16 protein-coding genes and 1 tRNA gene are annotated in these 16,817 nt (G+C 70.0%); 7 read left to right on the top strand and 10 right to left on the bottom strand.

Features of this window, described 5'->3' with window-relative positions:
* The first annotated feature begins 3 nt into the window (after positions 1–3).
* Positions 4–1,641: an OmpA family protein gene (locus AABN02_RS12395; RefSeq protein WP_338415239.1), complete on the top strand. Its 1,638-nt coding sequence runs from the start codon at positions 4–6 to the stop codon at positions 1,639–1,641.
* 53 nt (positions 1,642–1,694) lie between these two features.
* The gene (locus AABN02_RS12390; protein ID WP_338415238.1) at positions 1,695–2,450 is read left to right on the top strand and encodes a sulfurtransferase; all 756 of its coding nucleotides are present in this window, start codon (positions 1,695–1,697) and stop codon (positions 2,448–2,450) included.
* Here AABN02_RS12390 and AABN02_RS12385 read toward each other — a convergent pair.
* Both AABN02_RS12385 and AABN02_RS12380 read right to left on the bottom strand, forming a co-directional pair.
* Positions 2,425–3,201 carry a DUF599 domain-containing protein gene (locus AABN02_RS12385; protein ID WP_338415237.1) on the bottom strand — a complete coding sequence of 259 codons (777 nt, stop codon included), beginning with the start codon at positions 3,199–3,201 and terminating at the stop codon, positions 2,425–2,427. The genes AABN02_RS12390 and AABN02_RS12385 overlap by 26 nt on opposite strands.
* A gap of 37 nt (positions 3,202–3,238) precedes the next feature.
* Positions 3,239–3,949: a pirin family protein gene (locus tag AABN02_RS12380; RefSeq protein ID WP_338415236.1), complete on the bottom strand. Its 711-nt coding sequence runs from the start codon at positions 3,947–3,949 to the stop codon at positions 3,239–3,241.
* Between the two features lie 114 nt (positions 3,950–4,063).
* On the opposite strand from AABN02_RS12380, the gene AABN02_RS12375 reads away from it, so the two are divergent.
* The 3 genes from AABN02_RS12375 (at position 4,064) to AABN02_RS12365 (ending at position 6,384) form a co-directional block, all read left to right on the top strand.
* Complete coding sequence (locus AABN02_RS12375; RefSeq protein WP_338415278.1) at positions 4,064–5,032, top strand: LysR substrate-binding domain-containing protein; 969 nt, start codon at positions 4,064–4,066, stop codon at positions 5,030–5,032.
* A complete protein-coding gene (gluQRS, locus tag AABN02_RS12370) occupies positions 5,029–5,949 on the top strand; it encodes a tRNA glutamyl-Q(34) synthetase GluQRS (protein WP_338415235.1) in 921 nt (306 codons plus the stop codon). Before AABN02_RS12375 ends, gluQRS begins: the two co-directional genes overlap by 4 nt.
* A 78-nt stretch (positions 5,950–6,027) precedes the next feature.
* Entirely contained in the window at positions 6,028–6,384 is a 357-nt protein-coding gene (locus tag AABN02_RS12365; RefSeq protein ID WP_338415234.1) for an FKBP-type peptidyl-prolyl cis-trans isomerase, read from the top strand.
* A gap of 154 nt (positions 6,385–6,538) precedes the next feature.
* Here the strand turns inward: AABN02_RS12365 and AABN02_RS12360 are convergent, their stop codons facing one another.
* The 5 genes from AABN02_RS12360 to AABN02_RS12340 form a co-directional block, all read right to left on the bottom strand.
* Positions 6,539–10,096, bottom strand: a complete 3,558-nt coding sequence (locus tag AABN02_RS12360) for a DNA methyltransferase (protein ID WP_338415233.1) — start codon at positions 10,094–10,096, stop codon at positions 6,539–6,541.
* A gap of 176 nt (positions 10,097–10,272) precedes the next feature.
* Positions 10,273–10,360: transfer RNA gene (locus tag AABN02_RS12355), tRNA-Ser, on the bottom strand.
* Positions 10,361–10,399: 39 nt separating this feature from the next.
* Positions 10,400–11,704, bottom strand: coding sequence for a serine--tRNA ligase (gene serS / locus AABN02_RS12350; RefSeq protein WP_338415232.1), 1,305 nt, complete (start codon positions 11,702–11,704; stop codon positions 10,400–10,402).
* Between the two features lie 29 nt (positions 11,705–11,733).
* Positions 11,734–12,741 (bottom strand): 4-hydroxy-3-methylbut-2-enyl diphosphate reductase, encoded by a 1,008-nt coding sequence (ispH, locus tag AABN02_RS12345; RefSeq protein ID WP_338415231.1) that lies wholly within the window; start codon positions 12,739–12,741, stop codon positions 11,734–11,736.
* Positions 12,741–13,193, bottom strand: a complete 453-nt coding sequence (locus AABN02_RS12340) for an FKBP-type peptidyl-prolyl cis-trans isomerase (protein ID WP_338415230.1) — start codon at positions 13,191–13,193, stop codon at positions 12,741–12,743. Before AABN02_RS12340 ends, ispH begins: the two co-directional genes overlap by 1 nt.
* A gap of 100 nt (positions 13,194–13,293) precedes the next feature.
* Here AABN02_RS12340 and radC point away from each other — a divergent pair, with 100 nt between their 5' ends.
* On the top strand, positions 13,294–13,962 hold the full coding sequence (gene radC, locus AABN02_RS12335) for a DNA repair protein RadC (RefSeq protein WP_338415229.1): 669 nt from the start codon (positions 13,294–13,296) through the stop codon (positions 13,960–13,962).
* On the top strand, positions 13,959–14,618 hold the full coding sequence (locus AABN02_RS12330) for a Smr/MutS family protein (RefSeq protein WP_338415228.1): 660 nt from the start codon (positions 13,959–13,961) through the stop codon (positions 14,616–14,618). Before radC ends, AABN02_RS12330 begins: the two co-directional genes overlap by 4 nt.
* An 18-nt stretch (positions 14,619–14,636) precedes the next feature.
* On the opposite strand, the gene AABN02_RS12325 is transcribed toward AABN02_RS12330, so the two are convergent.
* From AABN02_RS12325 to AABN02_RS12315, 3 genes are read right to left on the bottom strand one after another with little or no spacing between them, the layout of a single operon-like run.
* Positions 14,637–15,035, bottom strand: a complete 399-nt coding sequence (locus AABN02_RS12325; protein ID WP_338415227.1) for a group II truncated hemoglobin — start codon at positions 15,033–15,035, stop codon at positions 14,637–14,639.
* Positions 15,032–15,838 carry an AAA family ATPase gene (locus AABN02_RS12320; RefSeq protein ID WP_338415226.1) on the bottom strand — a complete coding sequence of 269 codons (807 nt, stop codon included), beginning with the start codon at positions 15,836–15,838 and terminating at the stop codon, positions 15,032–15,034. The genes AABN02_RS12325 and AABN02_RS12320 overlap by 4 nt, the downstream gene beginning before the upstream one ends.
* Positions 15,835–16,626 (bottom strand): GGDEF domain-containing protein, encoded by a 792-nt coding sequence (locus AABN02_RS12315; protein WP_338415225.1) that lies wholly within the window; start codon positions 16,624–16,626, stop codon positions 15,835–15,837. The genes AABN02_RS12320 and AABN02_RS12315 overlap by 4 nt, the downstream gene beginning before the upstream one ends.
* Positions 16,627–16,817 lie beyond the last annotated feature (191 nt).

The following is a 16,817-nucleotide window of genomic DNA, read 5'->3' as shown; positions in this document are numbered from 1 at the left end:
GGTGTGTGTACCAATCTGCCCGCTGCCTGCAGCCAGGCGGCGGCCAGGGCTGTGCTGCCCTGTCCCGATCAGGATGCCCGCTGCCCCACCTGTGGCGCAGCCTTGCTGCCGATCGGCGATGGCGCCGGGGATGGCAAGGGCACTGGTGCGGTGCGCTGGGCGGCCTCGTCGCTGGCCGTGGCGCTGGCGCTGGGGGCCGGCTGGAACTGGTGGCCCCAGAGCGCGCCGGCGGACGCGGCGCAGCCATCCGGCGCCATGGCGCTGGCGACACCGGCCGCGCTGGCGGTGGCGCAGGCCGCCTCGGCGCTCGAATCCGAGCCACCCGGGGTCGGCACGCCCAACGTCTTCGCGCTGCACGGCATGGACGTGCTCGGCCCCGTGCTCAGCGGCGAGCTGATGGAGGCCTTCCTGACGCAGGAGGGCCATGTGGAAGTCCACCGCAGTCCACCGGATCCGCATGGCGCCGTGCTGGTCTCCGCACGGCGGCCCGGCGGTTTGCGCCAGGACATCCGGCTCGAGTTCGACGGCGGTTCTGCCGCCCCGAGCGACGCCAGCCTGCGCCGGGTCTCGTCCACCTCCGGCGCCGACCTGAAGGACAACCAGGTGCTGGTCGGCATGGACGCCCTGGCGGTGATCGTGCACCCGGACAACCCCATGGACCACGTGAGCCTCGCGCAGCTGCGCGAGCTGCTGTCGGGCCGGGTGGTCGATGGCAGCCGCCTGGGTGGCCTCGCTGGCCCGGTCCGGGTGAAGGTGCGCAACGAAGCCGCCGACAGCTGGAATCTGGTCTGGCACCAGGTGCTCGGCGATGCGAGCGCCGGGGCGGAACTGCAGCGCCATGACTCCGACGCGGCCCTGGTCGCGGCCGTCGGCGCCGACGCGCACGCGCTGGGGCTGGTGCCGCTGTCGGCGGTCGGCTCGGCCAAGGTGCTGGCGGTGGTCGACTCGACCGGCTCGGTCTGGAAGCCCACGCCGGAAGCGGTCGCGACCGAGCGCTATCCGCTGACGCACCGGCTGGTGATGCAGATGCCGGCCGCCTCGTCTCCGGTGGCGCTGCGCTATGCCCAGTTCCTGGCCGGGCCGGCGGCCCAGACGAAACTGCGCAGCAGCGGGCTGGCCAGCGCTTCTCCCGTGCTCATCGACCAGGCGAATGCGGGCCCGCTGACGGTGGGGGCCGCCGTGAAGCTGCCCAAGGACTACCTCGCGCTGACCCGCGGTGCGCAACTGATGACCGGGCGCATCGGCTTTGCCTCCGAATCGGCCGCGCTGGATGCGGTGGCCCATGTCGACATCGATCGCCTGGCGCGCCAGCTCAAGGAGCAGGCTTCAGGCAAACCGGTCTCGGTGCTGGTGCTGGGTGTGGCGAATGACCCGGGCGGCTTCTGCGCGAACCGGTCGCTGTCGGACAAGCGTGCCGCCACGGTGGCCGATGTACTGACGGCGCAGGGCGTGCAGGTGCGTGTCGTGCGCGGTGTCGGCCGGTTCGCGCCAGCGCCGGCCGTGGGCGCCGACGATGCGGCCCGCGAGCGCCGGGTCGAGGTCTGGGTGTCCGATGCCCCGGTGCGCCAGCCCGCGCCGTTCAAATGCATTTCGGGCACCGGGCAGGTCGCCATGGTCGGTGGAGCCGCTTCGGCGCCCTGAGGGGTTGATGTAACCGGGGGGTGTCCGGCGCCGGACTTTCTACAATCAGCGCCGTGAATACCTCCCTTCCCATCCTCAACATCTCCACCTACAAGTTCGTCTCGCTGGCCGACCCCGAGACCCTGCGCGCCCAGCTGCAGGGCAACGCCGCGGCGAACCACCTCAAGGGCACCATCCTGCTGGCGGAGGAGGGCCTCAACCTCTTCCTGGCCGGGCCTGCGGACGGCGTGCGGGCCTTCGTCGATTACCTGCGGGCTGACGCACGGTTTGCTGATCTGTCACCCAAGGAAAGCTGGAGTGCGACGACGCCCTTCCTGCGCCTGAAGGTCAAGGTCAAGCGCGAGATCATCCGCATGAACCACCCCAGCATCCGCCCCGAGGCGGGCCGCGCGCCGAGCGTGGCGCCGGCGGTGCTGGCGCGCTGGCTGGCGCAGGGGCATGACGACGAGGGGCGCCCGGTCGTCACGCTCGACACACGCAATGCCTTCGAGGTCGACCACGGCAGCTTCGCCGGTGCGATCGACTGGCGCATCCGCAAGTTCAGCGAGTTCCCCGACGCCGTGCAGGCCCACCGCGACCAGCTCGACGGCAAGACCATCGTCAGCTTCTGCACCGGCGGCATCCGTTGCGAGAAGGCGGCGATCTACCTGCAGGACATCGGCTTCGACCACGTCTACCAGCTTGAAGGCGGCATCCTGAAGTACTTCGAGGAAACCGACGGCGCGCCCGGCTGGCAGGGTGGCTGCTTCGTCTTCGACGAGCGCGAGGCGCTCGGCGCCCAGCTCACGCCGATCCGGCCGTCGACCTGACCGGAGGCGGCTCCGACGGGCTGTTCAGGGCGCCGATGGGCTCGTTCAGCAGCGCCACGACCTCGGAGTGGAACTCGCGCCGGTAGAGCACCGCGATCACCCCACCCGTGCCGACCACGAAGGCCAGGGGCGACATGAACCACAGCACCGCCGCGAAGCTCAGGTACACGGCGCGCAGCCCGTCGTTGAAGGTTTCGGCCGCCAGTGCCATCACGCGGCCGGCGCGGTCGGCGTAGCGGCGGCGGAAATCGGGGTCGGTCGCGGTGTCGAAGTCCTGCGACGATGGCGCGGCGCCGATCATCAGCGCGCCGAAGCTGTACTGCCGCATCGACCAGGTGAAGCGGAAGAAGGCGTGCACGAAGATGCTGGTCAGCACCAGCAGCTTCAGGTCGAGCACCAGCGTGGTGGTCGGTGTGGCGAAGGGCAGCTCGTGCACCAGCTCGGCCGTCTTTTCGGACGCGCTGATCGCCGCGATCAGGCCGCCAATGATGAAGATGGTGGTGGACGCGAAGAAGCTCGGGCTGGACGCCATGCTCTGCGACACCGCCGCGTCGACGATGCGGTTGTCGCGGAAGGTGGCTTCGAGCATCCACTCGCCGCGGATGCGGTTGGTGGAGGCCAGCACCGACGGGCGGCGCTGGGCCCGGGCCTTGGCGAACCGGACGTAGCCGATCCATCCGGCAAAGAAGGTGCCGAGCGCCAGCCAGTCGGCCAGCGGGAGCACCCGGATCACGCGCAGCAGGAAGTCCATGGGCGCGACTGTAGCGCGCCCGGACGCTCTGCCCGGCTCAGGCTTCGAGGTCGAAGACCAGCACGTCCGCGTCCTCGCCCTGGCCGATCGCCAGCGCGGATTCCTGCGCCAGCAGCAGCGCGTCGCCGGCGACGAGCGCGTGGCCGTTGACCGTCAGCCGGCCGCGGGCGAGGTGCACGTAGGCCTTGCGGGCCGGGTCGAGCGCCAGCGTCGCCGACGCGTCGCCGGTGAAGTGGCCGGCCCACAGGCGCGCATCCGCGTTGATCTGCAGGGTGGCCTGCGCCGCGTCGCCAGCGCCGACCGGTGCCGCCACCAGGTGCAGGCGGCCCCGCTTGTCGGCGTCGGAAACGACCTGCTGGTCGTAGCTGGGCGGCAGATCGCGGGCGGTCGGCAGCAGCCAGATCTGCAGCAGGTGGGTCTGGGCGTCGCTGTGGTTGAACTCGCTGTGGCGCACGCCGGTGCCGGCGCTCATGCGCTGGACCTCGCCGGTGCGGATGGTCGCGCCATTGCCCATGCTGTCCTGGTGCTCCAGCTCGCCCGCCAGCAGGTAGGTGACGATCTCCATGTCGCGGTGGGCGTGCATCCCGAAGCCGGTGTGGGCGGCGATGCGGTCGTCGTTGATGACGCGCAGATTGCCCCAGCCCATGTGGGCCGGGTCGAAGTAGTCGGCGAAGGAGAAGCTGTGGAAGCTGTCGAGCCAGCCGTGCTGGGCGTGGCCGCGGGCCAGGGAGGGGCGCAGGGTGATCATGGCAGTGCCTTTCGTCTAGGTGTCCATGATGCGCGTCCGGGGTTCGCCTGGGGCAGCGGCGGCGTGATGGCATCATTCAAAAGACTTGAACTCGAGCGCCTGCGCACCCCGCCGATGACCGACCGCCGCCACGCCCTGACCCCCGAAGCGCTGGAGATGATGGACACCATCGCCCGCACCGGCAGCTTCGCCGCCGCGGCGCGCGAGCTGGGCAAGGTGCCCTCGGCGCTGACCTACAGCGTGCGGCAGCTGGAGGAGGCGCTGGACGTGCTGCTGTTCGACCGCAGCTCGCGCCAGGCGCAGCCCACCGCGGCCGGCGCCGAGCTGCTGCACGAAGGACGCCGCCTGCTCGCGCAGATGGATGCGGTGGCCAACCGCGTGCAGCGCGTGGCCACGGGCTGGGAGACGACGCTGGCGATCGCGGTGGACAACATCGTGGCGCCGCGGGCGATCTTCGACCTGATCGAGGCGTTCTACGCGCTGCGTTGCACCGAGTCGCCCGACGCCGGCCCGCTGCCGACCCGGCTGCGGCTGCGCAACGAGGTGATGGCCGGCACGCTGGAGGCGCTGACCTCCGGGCAGGTCGATCTGGCCATTGGTCTGGCCGGGCAAGTCAGCCTGCCGCAGGGCCTGCAGTGCGCGCCGCTGGGCCGGCTGGAGATGCTGCTGGCGGTCGCGCCGCACCACCCGCTGGCGGCGCTGCCCGAGCCGCTGTCGATGCAGACCGTCGCGCAGCACCGCATCGTCGCGATGGCCGACACCGCGCAGCGCACGGACCGCCGCACCTATGGCATCCAGCCCGGGCAGGACGTGCTGACCGTGCCGTCGTTGGTGGCCAAGCTGGAGGCGCAGATCCGCGGCCTGGGCTGCGGCCGGCTGCCCGAGCCGCTGCTGCGCGCGCATGTCGCGGCCGGGCGGCTGGTGGTCAAGCGCACCGAGGAGCCGGCGGCGCAGGTCGATCTGCAGTACGCATGGCGGGGCGGGCCGGGCGTCGGCCGTGCGCTGGCCTGGTGGCTGCAGCAGCTGGAAAGCCCCGTCACCCGCCAGGCGCTGCTGGAGCAGCACGCCGGTCTCATCCTGTGAGTGCGGCGCCAGGAGCCGGCGGCTACGTCGGCCGCTTCGCACCGTCGCCGACCGGGCCGCTGCACGCCGGCTCGATGGTCGCCGCGCTGGCCTCGTGGCTCGATGCGCGGGCGCACGGCGGGCGCTGGCTCGTGCGCATCGAGGACGTGGACACGCCACGCTGCATCCCCGGTGCGGACCTGGAGATCCTGCGCCAGCTGGCCGCCTGCGGGCTGCACCCGGACGAGCCGCCGGTGTGGCAGTCGCGCCGTGGGGATCTGTACGCCCACGCGCTGGACACGCTGCACACGGCGGGCCTCGCCTACGGCTGCCGCTGCACGCGCCGCGAGATCGCGCTGGCGCTGGCTGCTGCCGGCCACGACCGCAGCCGCCATGGCGAGCTGGTCTACCCCGGCACCTGCCGCCCCGGTGGCGCGCAGCCGGTGCCGTGGGCCGAGGCGCGTGCCGTGCGGCTGCTGACCGTGCAGCCGGGTGGGGTGGACGTCTGCATCGACTGGACCGACGACCGGCTGGGCCCGCAGCACCAGAACGTCACCCGCGAGGTCGGTGACTTCGTGCTGCGCCGCGCGGACGGGCTGTGGGCCTACCAGCTCGCGGTGGTGGTCGACGACGCGGCGCAGGGCATCACCCACGTCGTGCGCGGCGAAGACCTGGCCGACAACACGCCGCGGCAGGTCTGGCTGCAGCGCTGCCTGGGCTTGCCGACCCCGCGTTACCGCCACACGCCGCTGGTGCTGGACGGGCAGGGCGAGAAGCTCTCCAAGCAGACCGGCGCTGCGGCGATCGACACGCGCCAGCCGCTGGCCGTGCTGCAGGCGGCGGCGCAGGCGCTGGACCTCGCGGTACCTGCTGGAATTGAGGCCCATCAATTTCTGACCGAGGCGGTGTCGCGCTGGGCCGCCCGGTGTCAAGTGTGACAACGGGTGGGCGGACGCCGGAACTGGTGGCATGATCGCGCCCGTTTCCGTTGTTCCTCCCCTCGCAAAGGTTTCCACATGATTTCCACCCCCTCGGGTCTGCAGTACGAAGACACGGTCGTCGGCACCGGTGAAACCGCCGTCGCCGGCCGCCAGGTCAGCGTCCACTACACCGGCTGGCTGCACGACGCCACCGCGCCGGACGGCCGCGGCCGCAAGTTCGACTCCAGCAAGGACCGCGGCCAGGCGTTCCGCTTCGCGCTCGGCGCCGGCATGGTCATCGGCGGCTGGGACGAAGGCGTGCAGGGCATGCAGGTCGGTGGCACCCGCGTGCTGCTGATCCCGCCGAACCTGGGCTATGGCGCCCGTGGCGCGGGCGGCGTGATTCCGCCGAATGCGACGCTGGTGTTCGAGGTGGATTTCCTCGGTTACTGATCTCCGTCATCCTCGCGAAGGCGAGGATCCACCCTCGCCACCGACCGTGGCTGACCTGTCTGGGTGCCCGCCTGCGCGGGCATGACGGTGTGTGGGGTGATGCCCGTCAGTCCGTCCATTGGCAGCGGCGCCCCTTTCGAGGGGCGTCTGCGTTTCAGGCCCCGCGCCAGCGCCCCCCCGCCTCCCGCTGCGCCTTGCCCAGCACCACCAGCGTCTCCAGGATCTGCGGCAGCCGCTTCTTCCACGGCCCGCGGCCGGTGAAGCGGCTGGCCAGCGCGTCCTCGTCGAGCGGCTGGGCGCTGGTGCTGAGGGCATCGGCGACGGCGCGCATCTGCGCGGGCAGGTCGGCGGGCCAGGGCTGGCGGGCGGCGGGTGCGGCGGGGGTGGCCGGCGCTTCGTCTTCGGTGTCGGCTTCGGGGGCCGGGGCGCCGCCGACGAGTTCGATGGCGGATTGCGGCTCGGCCTTCAGCGCCGTGGGGTCCTGGAACGCGGGGCGCAGCCAGCGGATGGTGCCGCGGGCTTCCTCGGCGGCGCGGCGGGTGTTGAGGTCGACCAGGCGCTCCAGCAGCCGCTCGGTCCACGCCTGGCGGGCTTCTTCGTCGGTCCAGGGCACGGGGCCGAGGTCTTGCCAGCCGTAGGCGTCGAGCACGGCGGCGTCGAGTGCGTCGTGCAGGGTGCGCAGCACGCCGACGAGTGCCTGTTCGTGCAGCGCCTTGTCCTTGGCGTTCAGCGGCTCCTCGCGGCGGAGCTTGTCCAGCACGTTGTACATGCCCGTCAGCGTCACGGACTCGTGGGCGGCTTGGCGGGCCTTGCGGAAGGCGTCGAGTTCTTCGGCGAGTTTGCTGATGCGGTTGGCTGTTGCCACTTCTGGCTCCGGGAATGGGAACGTTTCGAAGCAGCGGGTTTTGACATAAACGGGGTCATTTCCTACCCCGAGCCTGCTGCCGCTCGCCAATGCCCAAGTGACATGCACAACACTGCTGAGAACGCCAAGATGTTCCCTGCCGCTCAGTGCAATCGCGATCAGTTTGTTGTCGGGCAATACGGTGGTGTCTAGAAATTGGAATACGCGGTGCTTGGCTGTTTCGACCGTTGCGATGTAGTGAGGCAGGTTTGCCAGCGCAAGTCGAATTTCACCGCGTGAACGTCCATGGAGCCACCAGTTGCTTCGGATTGCTGGGTCTCGATTGGCATCTCGTTCGGGCTTTACACGCTCGTTTATCCATTGGTAGACCGCCGGAAATCGTGTTCGCACTGCTTCGGCGCTGAGGCCGAAAAGGTCGATGACCATGACACCTCTTGGCTTGTCTGTCAGATCGCGGCCATTGCGATAGGAGCGGATATGTCGGTCGAGTCCCGGCGTCTTGCCCAGACCAAGCAAGGATGCCTCTTCATTTGTAACAATGAATCCGGCTCCGAACAGCATGACGCCTCGACTGGTGAGTGTTCCGTTAGCAGCAAGTGCTTTGGTGCTCGCCACATTGGCGCCGACGCGCAAGTCGGCGTGCAGCACGCCGCGCCGCTCTTCCAGCTGCACGTCGATCTCGTCCTGACCGTTGCCGCGCTCGGCCGTGACCGTCAGCAGCCGGCCTTCCCCAGCCGCCGCCGTGCCGACGCTCATCGCGATGCGCACCGCCGCGCCGTGCGCGCTGTCCACCCACGGGTGATCCGGCACCGCGAACGCCAGCGTCAGCGGCTCCTTGGCGTTCAGGTGCTGCTCGATCACGCGCCGGTTGAAGGTCTGGCGCAGGCTGTTGGTGGTGATGAAGCCGAAGCGTTCCACCCGCCCGGTGCGCACCTGCTGCGCCGCCTGGTGCCACCAGTACATGACGAAATCGGCGCTCTCCGGCACCTCGGGCCACGTCGCCCGCAGCGTCTGCGTGTAGCCGTCGCCCAGCGCCAGCCGCATCGGCCCGGCGCCAATGAACGGCGGATTCCCCACGATGAACTCCGCCTGCGGCCACTCGGCCTGACGCGGGTTCACGTAACGCCACTCCGGCACCTGCGCCGCCTCGTCCGGCACCTTTTCGCCCGTCACCGGATGCACCTTGGTCGTCTTGCCATCCCAGCGCGTGACCGTGCGCCCGTCCGCGTCCGTCGCCAGCTCCTGCCGGTCATACGCCAGCACCGCATCCCGGCACTGGATGTTCCCGTAGTCATGCACCACCGGCTCCGCCACGCTCTGCGACCCGCCCGTGCGGATCTGCCACTGCAGCCAGCCGATCCACAGCACCAGCTCCGCCAGCGCCGCCGCCCGCGGGTTCAGCTCGATGCCCAGCATCTGCTTGAGCGTGACCGTGCCGCCCTCCATCGCGAGCTGCCCCTGCGTCGACTCGCCCAGCGCCTCCAGCCGGTCCAGCACCTCGCCCTCCAGCCGCTTCAGGTGCTCCAGCGTCACATACAGGAAATTCCCGCTCCCGCAGGCCGGATCCAGCACCCGCACATGGCACAGCCGGTGGTGAAACCGCCGCAATTCGGCCCGCGCCTCGGCCAGCTTGTCCTCGCGCTTCTTGCCGTCCAGCGCCTCGGCCTCGGCCGCCAGCACCAGCGCCGCGCCCAGCGCCAGCGCCCACTCGGCCCGCAGCGGCTCGATCACCGTCGGCATCACCAGCCGCTCCACATACGCCCGCGGCGTGTAGTGCGCCCCTAGCGCGTGGCGCTCGGTCGTGCTCAAGGCCCGCTCCAGCAGCGTGCCGAAGATGGCAGGCTCCACCTCGCGCCAGTCCGCCTTGGCCGCGCGCAGCAGCCCGTCGATCTGCCCGGTCGTCAGCGGCAGCACATACCCCGGCTGCCCCGCGCCCTTGAACAGCTTGCCGTTGAAGCGCATCACGTCCTGCGCCAGCACCGGGCTGAAGCCGCCGCTGTCCATCGTGGCCCACAGCGCCTGCAGCATCTTGGTCAACCGCTCCGGCTGCTCGCGCCAGCGCGTCAGCAGCGACACGAAGGCCCCCAGCCCGTCCTCGTCCGCTGGCAGCAGCCCGACATCCTCGGCAAACATCGTGAACAGGCAGCGCGTCAGGAAGCCCGCCACCTGCTGCGCGGCGTGTCCGGAGTCCTCCAGGCTCTTCGCCAGCTCCGCCAGTTCCGCCGACACCGCCCGCGTCACCCGCGCACTGATGCGCGACGGGTCCAGCGACATCGGATCGACCCACAGCGCCCGCAGCCGCGCCCGGATCGCCGGGTCGTGCAGATCGGCCAGCCGGATGCGGTGCGAGCGGGCGTCGGGGTAGGGCGTGTAGGTCGAGCCGGAGCGGCTGAACTCTGCGTACAGCTCGAACACATGCCCGACATCCACCACCACCACGAACGGCGGCCGGCCCTCGCTGGCCGGCAGCGCACGGGCGTAGTACTCCGCCTGCGTGCGCGCCAGCAGCAGCGCGTTGTCGAAGCTCCTGGTCGTCTTGCCCGTCACGGCCGCCTGCGCACCCGGGTTCAGCTTCTTCGACTCCCACACGTAGGCACCGCGCCGGTAGCAATCCACCCGCCCCGGGCTGGTCGAGCCATCGCCGTTCTGGAACGTGACCGGCCGCTCGAACATGTAGTCGCGCTCGGGCGTCGGGTGCGGCCGCGGCACGTCCAGCAGCTCGCACAGGTCGATGATGAAGCTCTGCGAGGTCGAGAGTTCGGAGGCGGTGACGCCGGTCCAGCGGTCGATGAAGGACTGGATGGCGGCGGGGGTGGTGGCCGAGGTGGCCGGGGGCGATGACGACATGGAATCCCTGGGTGTTCTGGTCTGGTGGTCCGGAAAGCGCAGGGATCTTAGGGGAGTGCGTGAATTGTTCACTTTGGGTCGTCTCGCCAAGCGTGAACTATCGCCGCCGGAGGCGGTACCGCACGTGTGTGCGCCAGAAAAGAAAAAAGCCCGCTTGTGGCGGGCTTTCTCTTGTTTGGCGGAAGAGGAGGGATTCGAACCCTCGGTACGTTTCCGTACGCCTGATTTCGAGTCAGGTACAATCGACCACTCTGCCACCCTTCCTGGATGCGAGAACGCGATTGTAGCGCTATTTCCTCAGGTTCAGCAAGTGGGTCGCAATAATTCGACGCCGCCCATGTACGGACGCAGCGCTTCCGGCACCGTGATGCTGCCATCGGCGTTCTGGTAGTTCTCCAGCACGGCCACCAGCGTGCGCCCCACCGCCAGCCCCGAGCCGTTGAGCGTGTGCACGAATTCGTTCTTGCCCTGCGCGTTCTTGAAGCGCGTCTGCATGCGCCGCGCCTGGAACGCCTCGCAGTTCGAGCAGGAGCTGATCTCGCGGTAGGTGGACTGCGCCGGCACCCAGACTTCCAGGTCAAACGTCTTGGCCGCGCCGAAGCCCATGTCGCCCGTGGACAGCAGCAGCACGCGGTAGGGCAGCCCCAGCTTCTGCAGGATCGCTTCCGCATGGCCGACCATCTCCGCCAGCGCGCCGTCGCTGTGCTCGGGGTGGACGATCTGCACCATCTCGACCTTGTCGAACTGGTGCTGGCGGATCAGGCCGCGGGTGTCCCGGCCCGCCGAGCCAGCTTCCGAGCGGAAACACGGGCTGTGCGCGGTGAGCTTGATCGGGAGCTGGTCGATCGCCAGCACCGTCTCGGCGACCGCGTTGGTGAGCGTGACCTCCGAGGTCGGGATCAGGTACCACTTGCTGCCGGCCGCGTCGCCATCACCCGAGGTGACGTGGAACAGGTCCTGCTCGAACTTGGGCAGCTGGCCCGTGCCCTGCAGCGCCTTGGCCTGCACGAGGTAGGGCGTGTAGCACTCGGTGTAGCCGTGCTCGGTCGTTTGCACGTCGAGCATGAACTGCGCGAGCGCGCGGTGCAGGCGGGCGGCGGCACCCTGCATGAAGGTGAAGCGCGAGCCGGAGAGCTTGGCGCCGGTCTCGAAATCCAGCCCCAGCGGCGCGCCCAGGTCGACGTGGTCCTTCACCGTGAAGTCGAACGCACGCGGCGTGCCCCAGCGGCGCACTTCGACATTGGCGTGTTCGTCCGGGCCGACCGGCACGTCGGCGGCGGGCAGGTTGGGCACGTGCAGCAGCATCGCGTCCAGCGCGGCCTGGATCTGCGTCAGCCGCTCGCCGCCGGCCTTCATCTCGTCGCCGATGCCGCCCACCTCGGCCATCACGGCGGTGGTGTCCTGCCCCTTGGCCTTGAGTCCGCCGATCTGCTTGCTGAGCTGGTTGCGGCGCGCCTGCAGTTCCTCGGTGCGGATCTGCAGGGTCTTGCGCTCGGCTTCCAGCGCGCTGAAGGTGTCGGCGTCGAGGAAGGGCTGCGGGTTCTTGCGCGTGGCCAGGCGGGCGAGGACGCCGTCCAGGTCGCGGCGCAGCAGGGTGATGTCCAGCATGGAAAGTCTCGTGTTGCAGTGCAGTGTGTTCAGTGCGGGCGCGGCGCGGCGGTGACACCGGCTTCGGCCATCGCCTTGTCGCCCAGCCCCTTGGGCAGCGGGAATTCGATGTGCTCCTCGACGCCCGGCATCTTGCGCACGCTCAGCGCGCCCAGCTCCTTCAGCCGGGTGATGACCGCATCGACCAGCAGTTCGGGGGCGGAGGCGCCCGCGGTCAGGCCCACGCGCGGACGGCCCTCGAACCACGCGGCCTGGATCTCGTCGGCGCTGTCGACCATGTACGACGCCGTGCCCAGCCGCTGCGCCACTTCGCGCAGGCGGTTGCTGTTGGAGCTGGTCGGGCTGCCGACGACGATGACGATGTCCACCTCGCCGGACAGCACCTTGACGGCGTCCTGGCGGTTCTGTGTCGCGTAGCAGATGTCCTGCTTCTTCGGCTCGCGCACCTGCGGGAAGCGCTGCTTCACGGCGCGCAGGATCTCGGCGGCGTCGTCCACGCTCAGCGTCGTCTGCGTCACCACGGCAAGGCGGCTTTCATCGGGCACCTGCACGCCGGCCACATCGGCCACGTCCTCGACGAGGTGGATGCCCTCGGTGAGCTGGCCCATCGTGCCTTCGACTTCCGGGTGGCCCTTGTGGCCGATCATGATGAAGTCGTAGCCCTCGCGGCGCAGCTTGGCGACTTCGACGTGGACCTTGGTGACCAGCGGGCAGGTCGCGTCGAACACCTCGAAGCCGCGCGCGCGGGCCTCGGCGCGCACGGCCTGGCTGACGCCGTGGGCGCTGAACACCAGCGTCGCGCCGGGCGGCACGTCCGACAGTTCTTCGATGAAGATCGCGCCCTTGGCCTTCAGGTCGTTGACGACGTAGGTGTTGTGGACGATCTCGTGGCGCACGTAGATCGGCGCGCCGAACTTCGCGAGTGCCCGCTCGACGATCTCGATCGCACGGTCCACGCCGGCGCAGAAGCCGCGCGGCTGGGCCAGCACGACTTCCTCGACATGGCCTTGCAGGGTTTCCTGGCGGATCGCGGTCATCACAGCACTCCGATCAGTTGCACTTCGAAGGTCAGCGGCTGGCCGGCCAGCGGGTGGTTGAAGTCGAACACCGCCCAGTCTTCGGATGCCGGCCCGAGTTCGCGCAGCACGCCGGCGAAGGAGCCGCGGCCGTCCGGCGTCGGGAACTGCACCACGTCGCCGACGCTGTACTGCTCGTGCGGGTCGCCCATCTCGCGCAGGATGGCGAGCTTGAGCTTCTGGACCATGTCGGGGCTGCGCGGGCCGAAGGCTTCGCCGGGTTCGAGCGCGATGGTCGTGCGCGTGCCTTCTTCCAGGCCGAGCAGGCGCGACTCGATGGCGGGCGCGAGTTCACCGGCGCCGAGCGAGAGCGTCGCGGGCTTGTCGTTGAAGGTGTTGACGATGTCGCCGCCGTCGGGGCCGGCGAGGCGGTAATGCAGGGTCAGGAATGAACCCGGTTGGACCTGAGGCACGGCGGTGATCCTGTTGGGGGAGTGGAAGGGGGAAATGGGGGATACGGGGGCAGAGCGCGGTCAGTTCTGGGTAGACTGACCCCGATTTTAGGTGCCGCCGATGAAAGACCTTCCTGTTGCGATGCGTCCGCGCGAAAAGCTGCTCGCCCAAGGCCCGTCCGCGCTGGCCGATGCCGAGCTGCTCGCGCTGCTGCTGCGCACCGGCATCCAGGGCACGGGCGTGCTGCAGATGTCCGAGCAGGTGCTGGCCCGCTTCGGCGGGATCGGCGGTCTGCTGCGCGCCGAGGGGGATGCGTTGAAGAGCGTGAAGGGCCTCGGTCCGGCCAAGCGCGCCGAGCTGCAGGCGGTGCTGGAGCTGGCGCGGCGGGCACTGTCGATGGAGCTGGCGCAGCGGCCGGTGTTCGATTCGCCCCAGTCGGTGCGCGACTACCTGAAGCTGCAGCTCGGCGAGCTGGGCTACGAGGTCTTCGCCGTGCTCTTCCTCGACGCGCAGCACCGGCTGATCGCCTACGAGCCGATGTTCCGCGGCACGCTGACGCAGACCAGCGTGTATCCAAGGGAAGTCCTCAAGCGGGCGCTGGCGCTGAATGCGGCGGCCGTGATCCTGGCCCACAACCATCCGTCCGGTGTCGCGGAGCCGTCGCGCGCCGACGAGTTCCTGACGCAGAGCCTGAAGTCGGCGCTGGCGATGGTCGATGTGCGGGTGCTCGACCACATGGTTGTCGGGCGCGGGCCGGTGGTGTCGTTTGCGGAGCGGGGGCTGCTGTGAAGGCGCATTCGCTGTCGGAGCTGGCCGCCATCCACCGGGCGCTGCGCGAACAGCGCCAGCGCGCCGAAGAGGAGGCCGCCCGGCGCGCAGCGATCGAAGCGGCCCGGCAGCGGGAGCGCGACCTGTTTGCGCGCACGGTGGGCGAGGTCACGCCGCTGCGCGATGCCAACCTGGCCGACATCGCCCGCCCGAGGCCGCTGCCCGAACCCTTCCAGCGGGCGCTCGACGAGGCCGAGGTGCTGCGCGTGTCGCTGTCGGACGACTTCGATGCGGCCTCGCTGATGGAGACCGACGACCAGCTCTCCTACCGCCAGTCGGGCATCGGCGACGACGTGCTCAAGCACCTGCGCCTGGGCCGCTGGACGCTGCAGGGCCAGATCGACCTGCACGGCCTGAACCGCGACGCGGCGCGCGAGGCGCTGGCGGGCTTCCTCAACGACGCCGGCAAGCGCGGCTTGCGCTGCGTGCGCGTCGTGCATGGCAAGGGGCTGGGCTCACCCGGCCGGCAGCCCGTGCTCAAGGGCAAGGTGCGCAACTGGCTGGTGCAGCGCAAGGAGGTGCTGGCCTTCACGCAGGCGCGCGGGCCGGATGGCGGGGCGGGGGCGCTGATCGTGCTGCTGGCCTCGGCGCGGCGCTCGGACGGGCGCTTGCGCTGACGGCCGGGCCGCAGCCGCTCAGCGGTTGCGCATCCAGTCGGCGGTGCCGAAGAAGCTCTCGGTCAGCCGCTCGATCAGCACGGGGTCGACGCCCACTTCGGTCATTGCCTGGTGCATGCAGGCGACCCACTGGTCGCGCTCCTGCACGCCGATCGAGAAGGGCATGTGGCGCATGCGCAGCCGCGGGTGGCCGAAGCGCTCGATGTAGTGGTTCGGGCCGCCCAGCCAGCCGCTGAGGAACCAGTAGAGCTTGTCGCGGGCGTCGTCGAGCGTGGTGCCGTGGGCGGCGCGCAGTTCGCGGTAGCCGGGCTCCAGGTCCATCAGGTCGTAGAAGCGGTCGACGAGTGCGCGCACGCGGGCGTCGCCGCCGACCCAGGCATAGGGGGTCGCGGGCTGGTCGGGGGTCTCGGGGTTCATGGCGGGGACTGTAGCCCAGCCGCGGCGGGTGTTGCCGTTGCCGTCACCTCGGCCAGCCGGCGGGCAATCTCGCGGATGTCGTGGGCCGCGTCCGAGCCGGGAAAGGCCAGCATCAGCAGCTGGCGCTTCTGCACGGACTGGCGCACGGCCGTGTCCTGCACGATGTCGCCCAGCGGCTGCAAGGTGATCGACGCGCCGTCCGCCAGCTGCACGAAGCGCTGGAGGACCGCCTGCAGCTGCGTGGCGACGTGGCGGCCTTCGCCGGGGCGCAGGGTCTGGTTGACCACCAGCATGGTCGAGGTGCGGCCTTGCTGCATCGCCAGCACCTTGATCGTGGCGTAGGCGTCGGCCAGCGCGGGCGGCTCGGGCGTGGCGATGACCAGCACCTCGTCGGCCAGCGACACGGCGTAGAGCACGATGTCCGAGATGCCGGCGCCGGTGTCGATCAGCACCCGGTCGTAACGCGGGCGGACGGTGTCGAGCAGCAGCGCGAGCTGTTCGCGCACCTGGGGCGTGAGCCGCGAGTATTCGATCAGGCCCGAGCCGGCCAGCATCACCTGGAAGCCGCCCGGGGCGTCGATCACCGCCTGGTCGAGCGGGGCCTTGCCGGTGAAGACCTCGTGCAGCGTGGTGCGCGGGTGCAGGTTGAGCACCACGTCGAGGTTGGCCAGGCCCAGGTCGGCGTCGATGACGAGCACCTTTTCGCCGCGGCGGGCGAGTGCCGCGGCCAGGTTGGCGCTGAGCATGGTCTTGCCGACACCGCCCTTGCCACTGGTGATGGCCAGGATGTGGGCCGCGCTCATGGCATCGAATCCAGCGTGGGGTCCGTGCTCGTGTCCATGGCGTCCGGCACGAAGGCCGACACCGCGCTGAAGAGCATGTCCCGCTCCTCGGTGCTCACCTCGGAGTGCGGCTGCGACTCCAGGCAGATGCGGTTGCGGCCGGCGGCCTTGGCGCGGTAGAGCTGCTGGTCGGCCCGCTCCATCCACAGGTGCGACGACGAGCGCACCCACCGCGGCGCAAACGCGCCACCAACGCTGACGGTGACCGTGATGCGCTGCGCCGCTGCGGCGGTGACGACCGTGGTCTCGATCGCATGGCGCACCCGGTCGGCCACGGTCTGGCCAAAACTGGCCGGGCAGTTGGGCAGCACGGCGCCGAATTCCTCGCCCCCCAGCCGCGCGACGGTGTCCATCGGGCGCACGCTGTCCTGCAGCGCCTTGCCGATGTGGCGGATGACGACATCGCCGGCGCCGTGTCCGTAGGTGTCGTTGACGCGCTTGAAATGGTCGATGTCGAGCAGCAGCAGCAGCGCGGACTCGCCGGTGCGCGCCACGCGGTCGATCTCGCTGTCCAGGCTGGCCTCGAACTGGCGGCGGTTGAACAGCCCCGTCAGCGGGTCGCGGCTGGACAGGGTGCACAGACCGTCGATCAGCGCCTGCATCCAGGCGGGCGAGCCGGGTTCGAGCCGGGCCATCCAGTCGTGCTGGCCGGCGCGTTCCAGCAATTGCAGCGCGAGTCCCACCTGCAACGTGTGTCCGCCGACCGTGATCACGGACGATTCACGCGCGAGTGGGGACGTCTGGGACATGGGGGGCGCTGGCAAATCGGGACGAAGGCGGAGGAAAGACTGGAAAAAGACTGGAAAAAGACCTCCGAAAGTGAGGCATTTGCAGTCTACGGCATGACCCCCTCGACTTGAGTGGGAGATGGCTGGTGTTTGGCGGGCTTCTCCACGGGCGGGCCGGCGGCTGCGCGCAGCACAGTGCCCTGAATTGCACA

The organism is uncultured Sphaerotilus sp., from assembly GCF_963924895.1.
In the GTDB taxonomy this organism is placed as follows: Bacteria; Pseudomonadota; Gammaproteobacteria; order Burkholderiales; family Burkholderiaceae_C; genus Sphaerotilus.
This window is presented reverse-complemented; position numbering and strand designations above follow the sequence as displayed.

Excerpts from the sequence above, each read along its gene's own strand:
- AABN02_RS12385 (WP_338415237.1), bottom strand. The coding sequence starts at position 3,201 with ATGGACTTCCTGCTGCGCGTGATCCGGGTGCTCCCGCTGGCCGACTGG.
- AABN02_RS12380 (WP_338415236.1), bottom strand. The coding sequence starts at position 3,949 with ATGATCACCCTGCGCCCCTCCCTGGCCCGCGGCCACGCCCAGCACGGC.
- AABN02_RS12375 (WP_338415278.1), top strand. The coding sequence starts at position 4,064 with ATGACCGACCGCCGCCACGCCCTGACCCCCGAAGCGCTGGAGATGATG.
- AABN02_RS12365 (WP_338415234.1), top strand. The coding sequence starts at position 6,028 with ATGATTTCCACCCCCTCGGGTCTGCAGTACGAAGACACGGTCGTCGGC.
- AABN02_RS12360 (WP_338415233.1), bottom strand. The coding sequence starts at position 10,096 with ATGTCGTCATCGCCCCCGGCCACCTCGGCCACCACCCCCGCCGCCATC.
- serS (WP_338415232.1), bottom strand. The coding sequence starts at position 11,704 with ATGCTGGACATCACCCTGCTGCGCCGCGACCTGGACGGCGTCCTCGCC.
- ispH (WP_338415231.1), bottom strand. The coding sequence starts at position 12,741 with ATGACCGCGATCCGCCAGGAAACCCTGCAAGGCCATGTCGAGGAAGTC.
- radC (WP_338415229.1), top strand. The coding sequence starts at position 13,294 with ATGAAAGACCTTCCTGTTGCGATGCGTCCGCGCGAAAAGCTGCTCGCC.
- AABN02_RS12325 (WP_338415227.1), bottom strand. The coding sequence starts at position 15,035 with ATGAACCCCGAGACCCCCGACCAGCCCGCGACCCCCTATGCCTGGGTC.
- AABN02_RS12320 (WP_338415226.1), bottom strand. The coding sequence starts at position 15,838 with ATGAGCGCGGCCCACATCCTGGCCATCACCAGTGGCAAGGGCGGTGTC.
- AABN02_RS12315 (WP_338415225.1), bottom strand. The coding sequence starts at position 16,626 with ATGTCCCAGACGTCCCCACTCGCGCGTGAATCGTCCGTGATCACGGTC.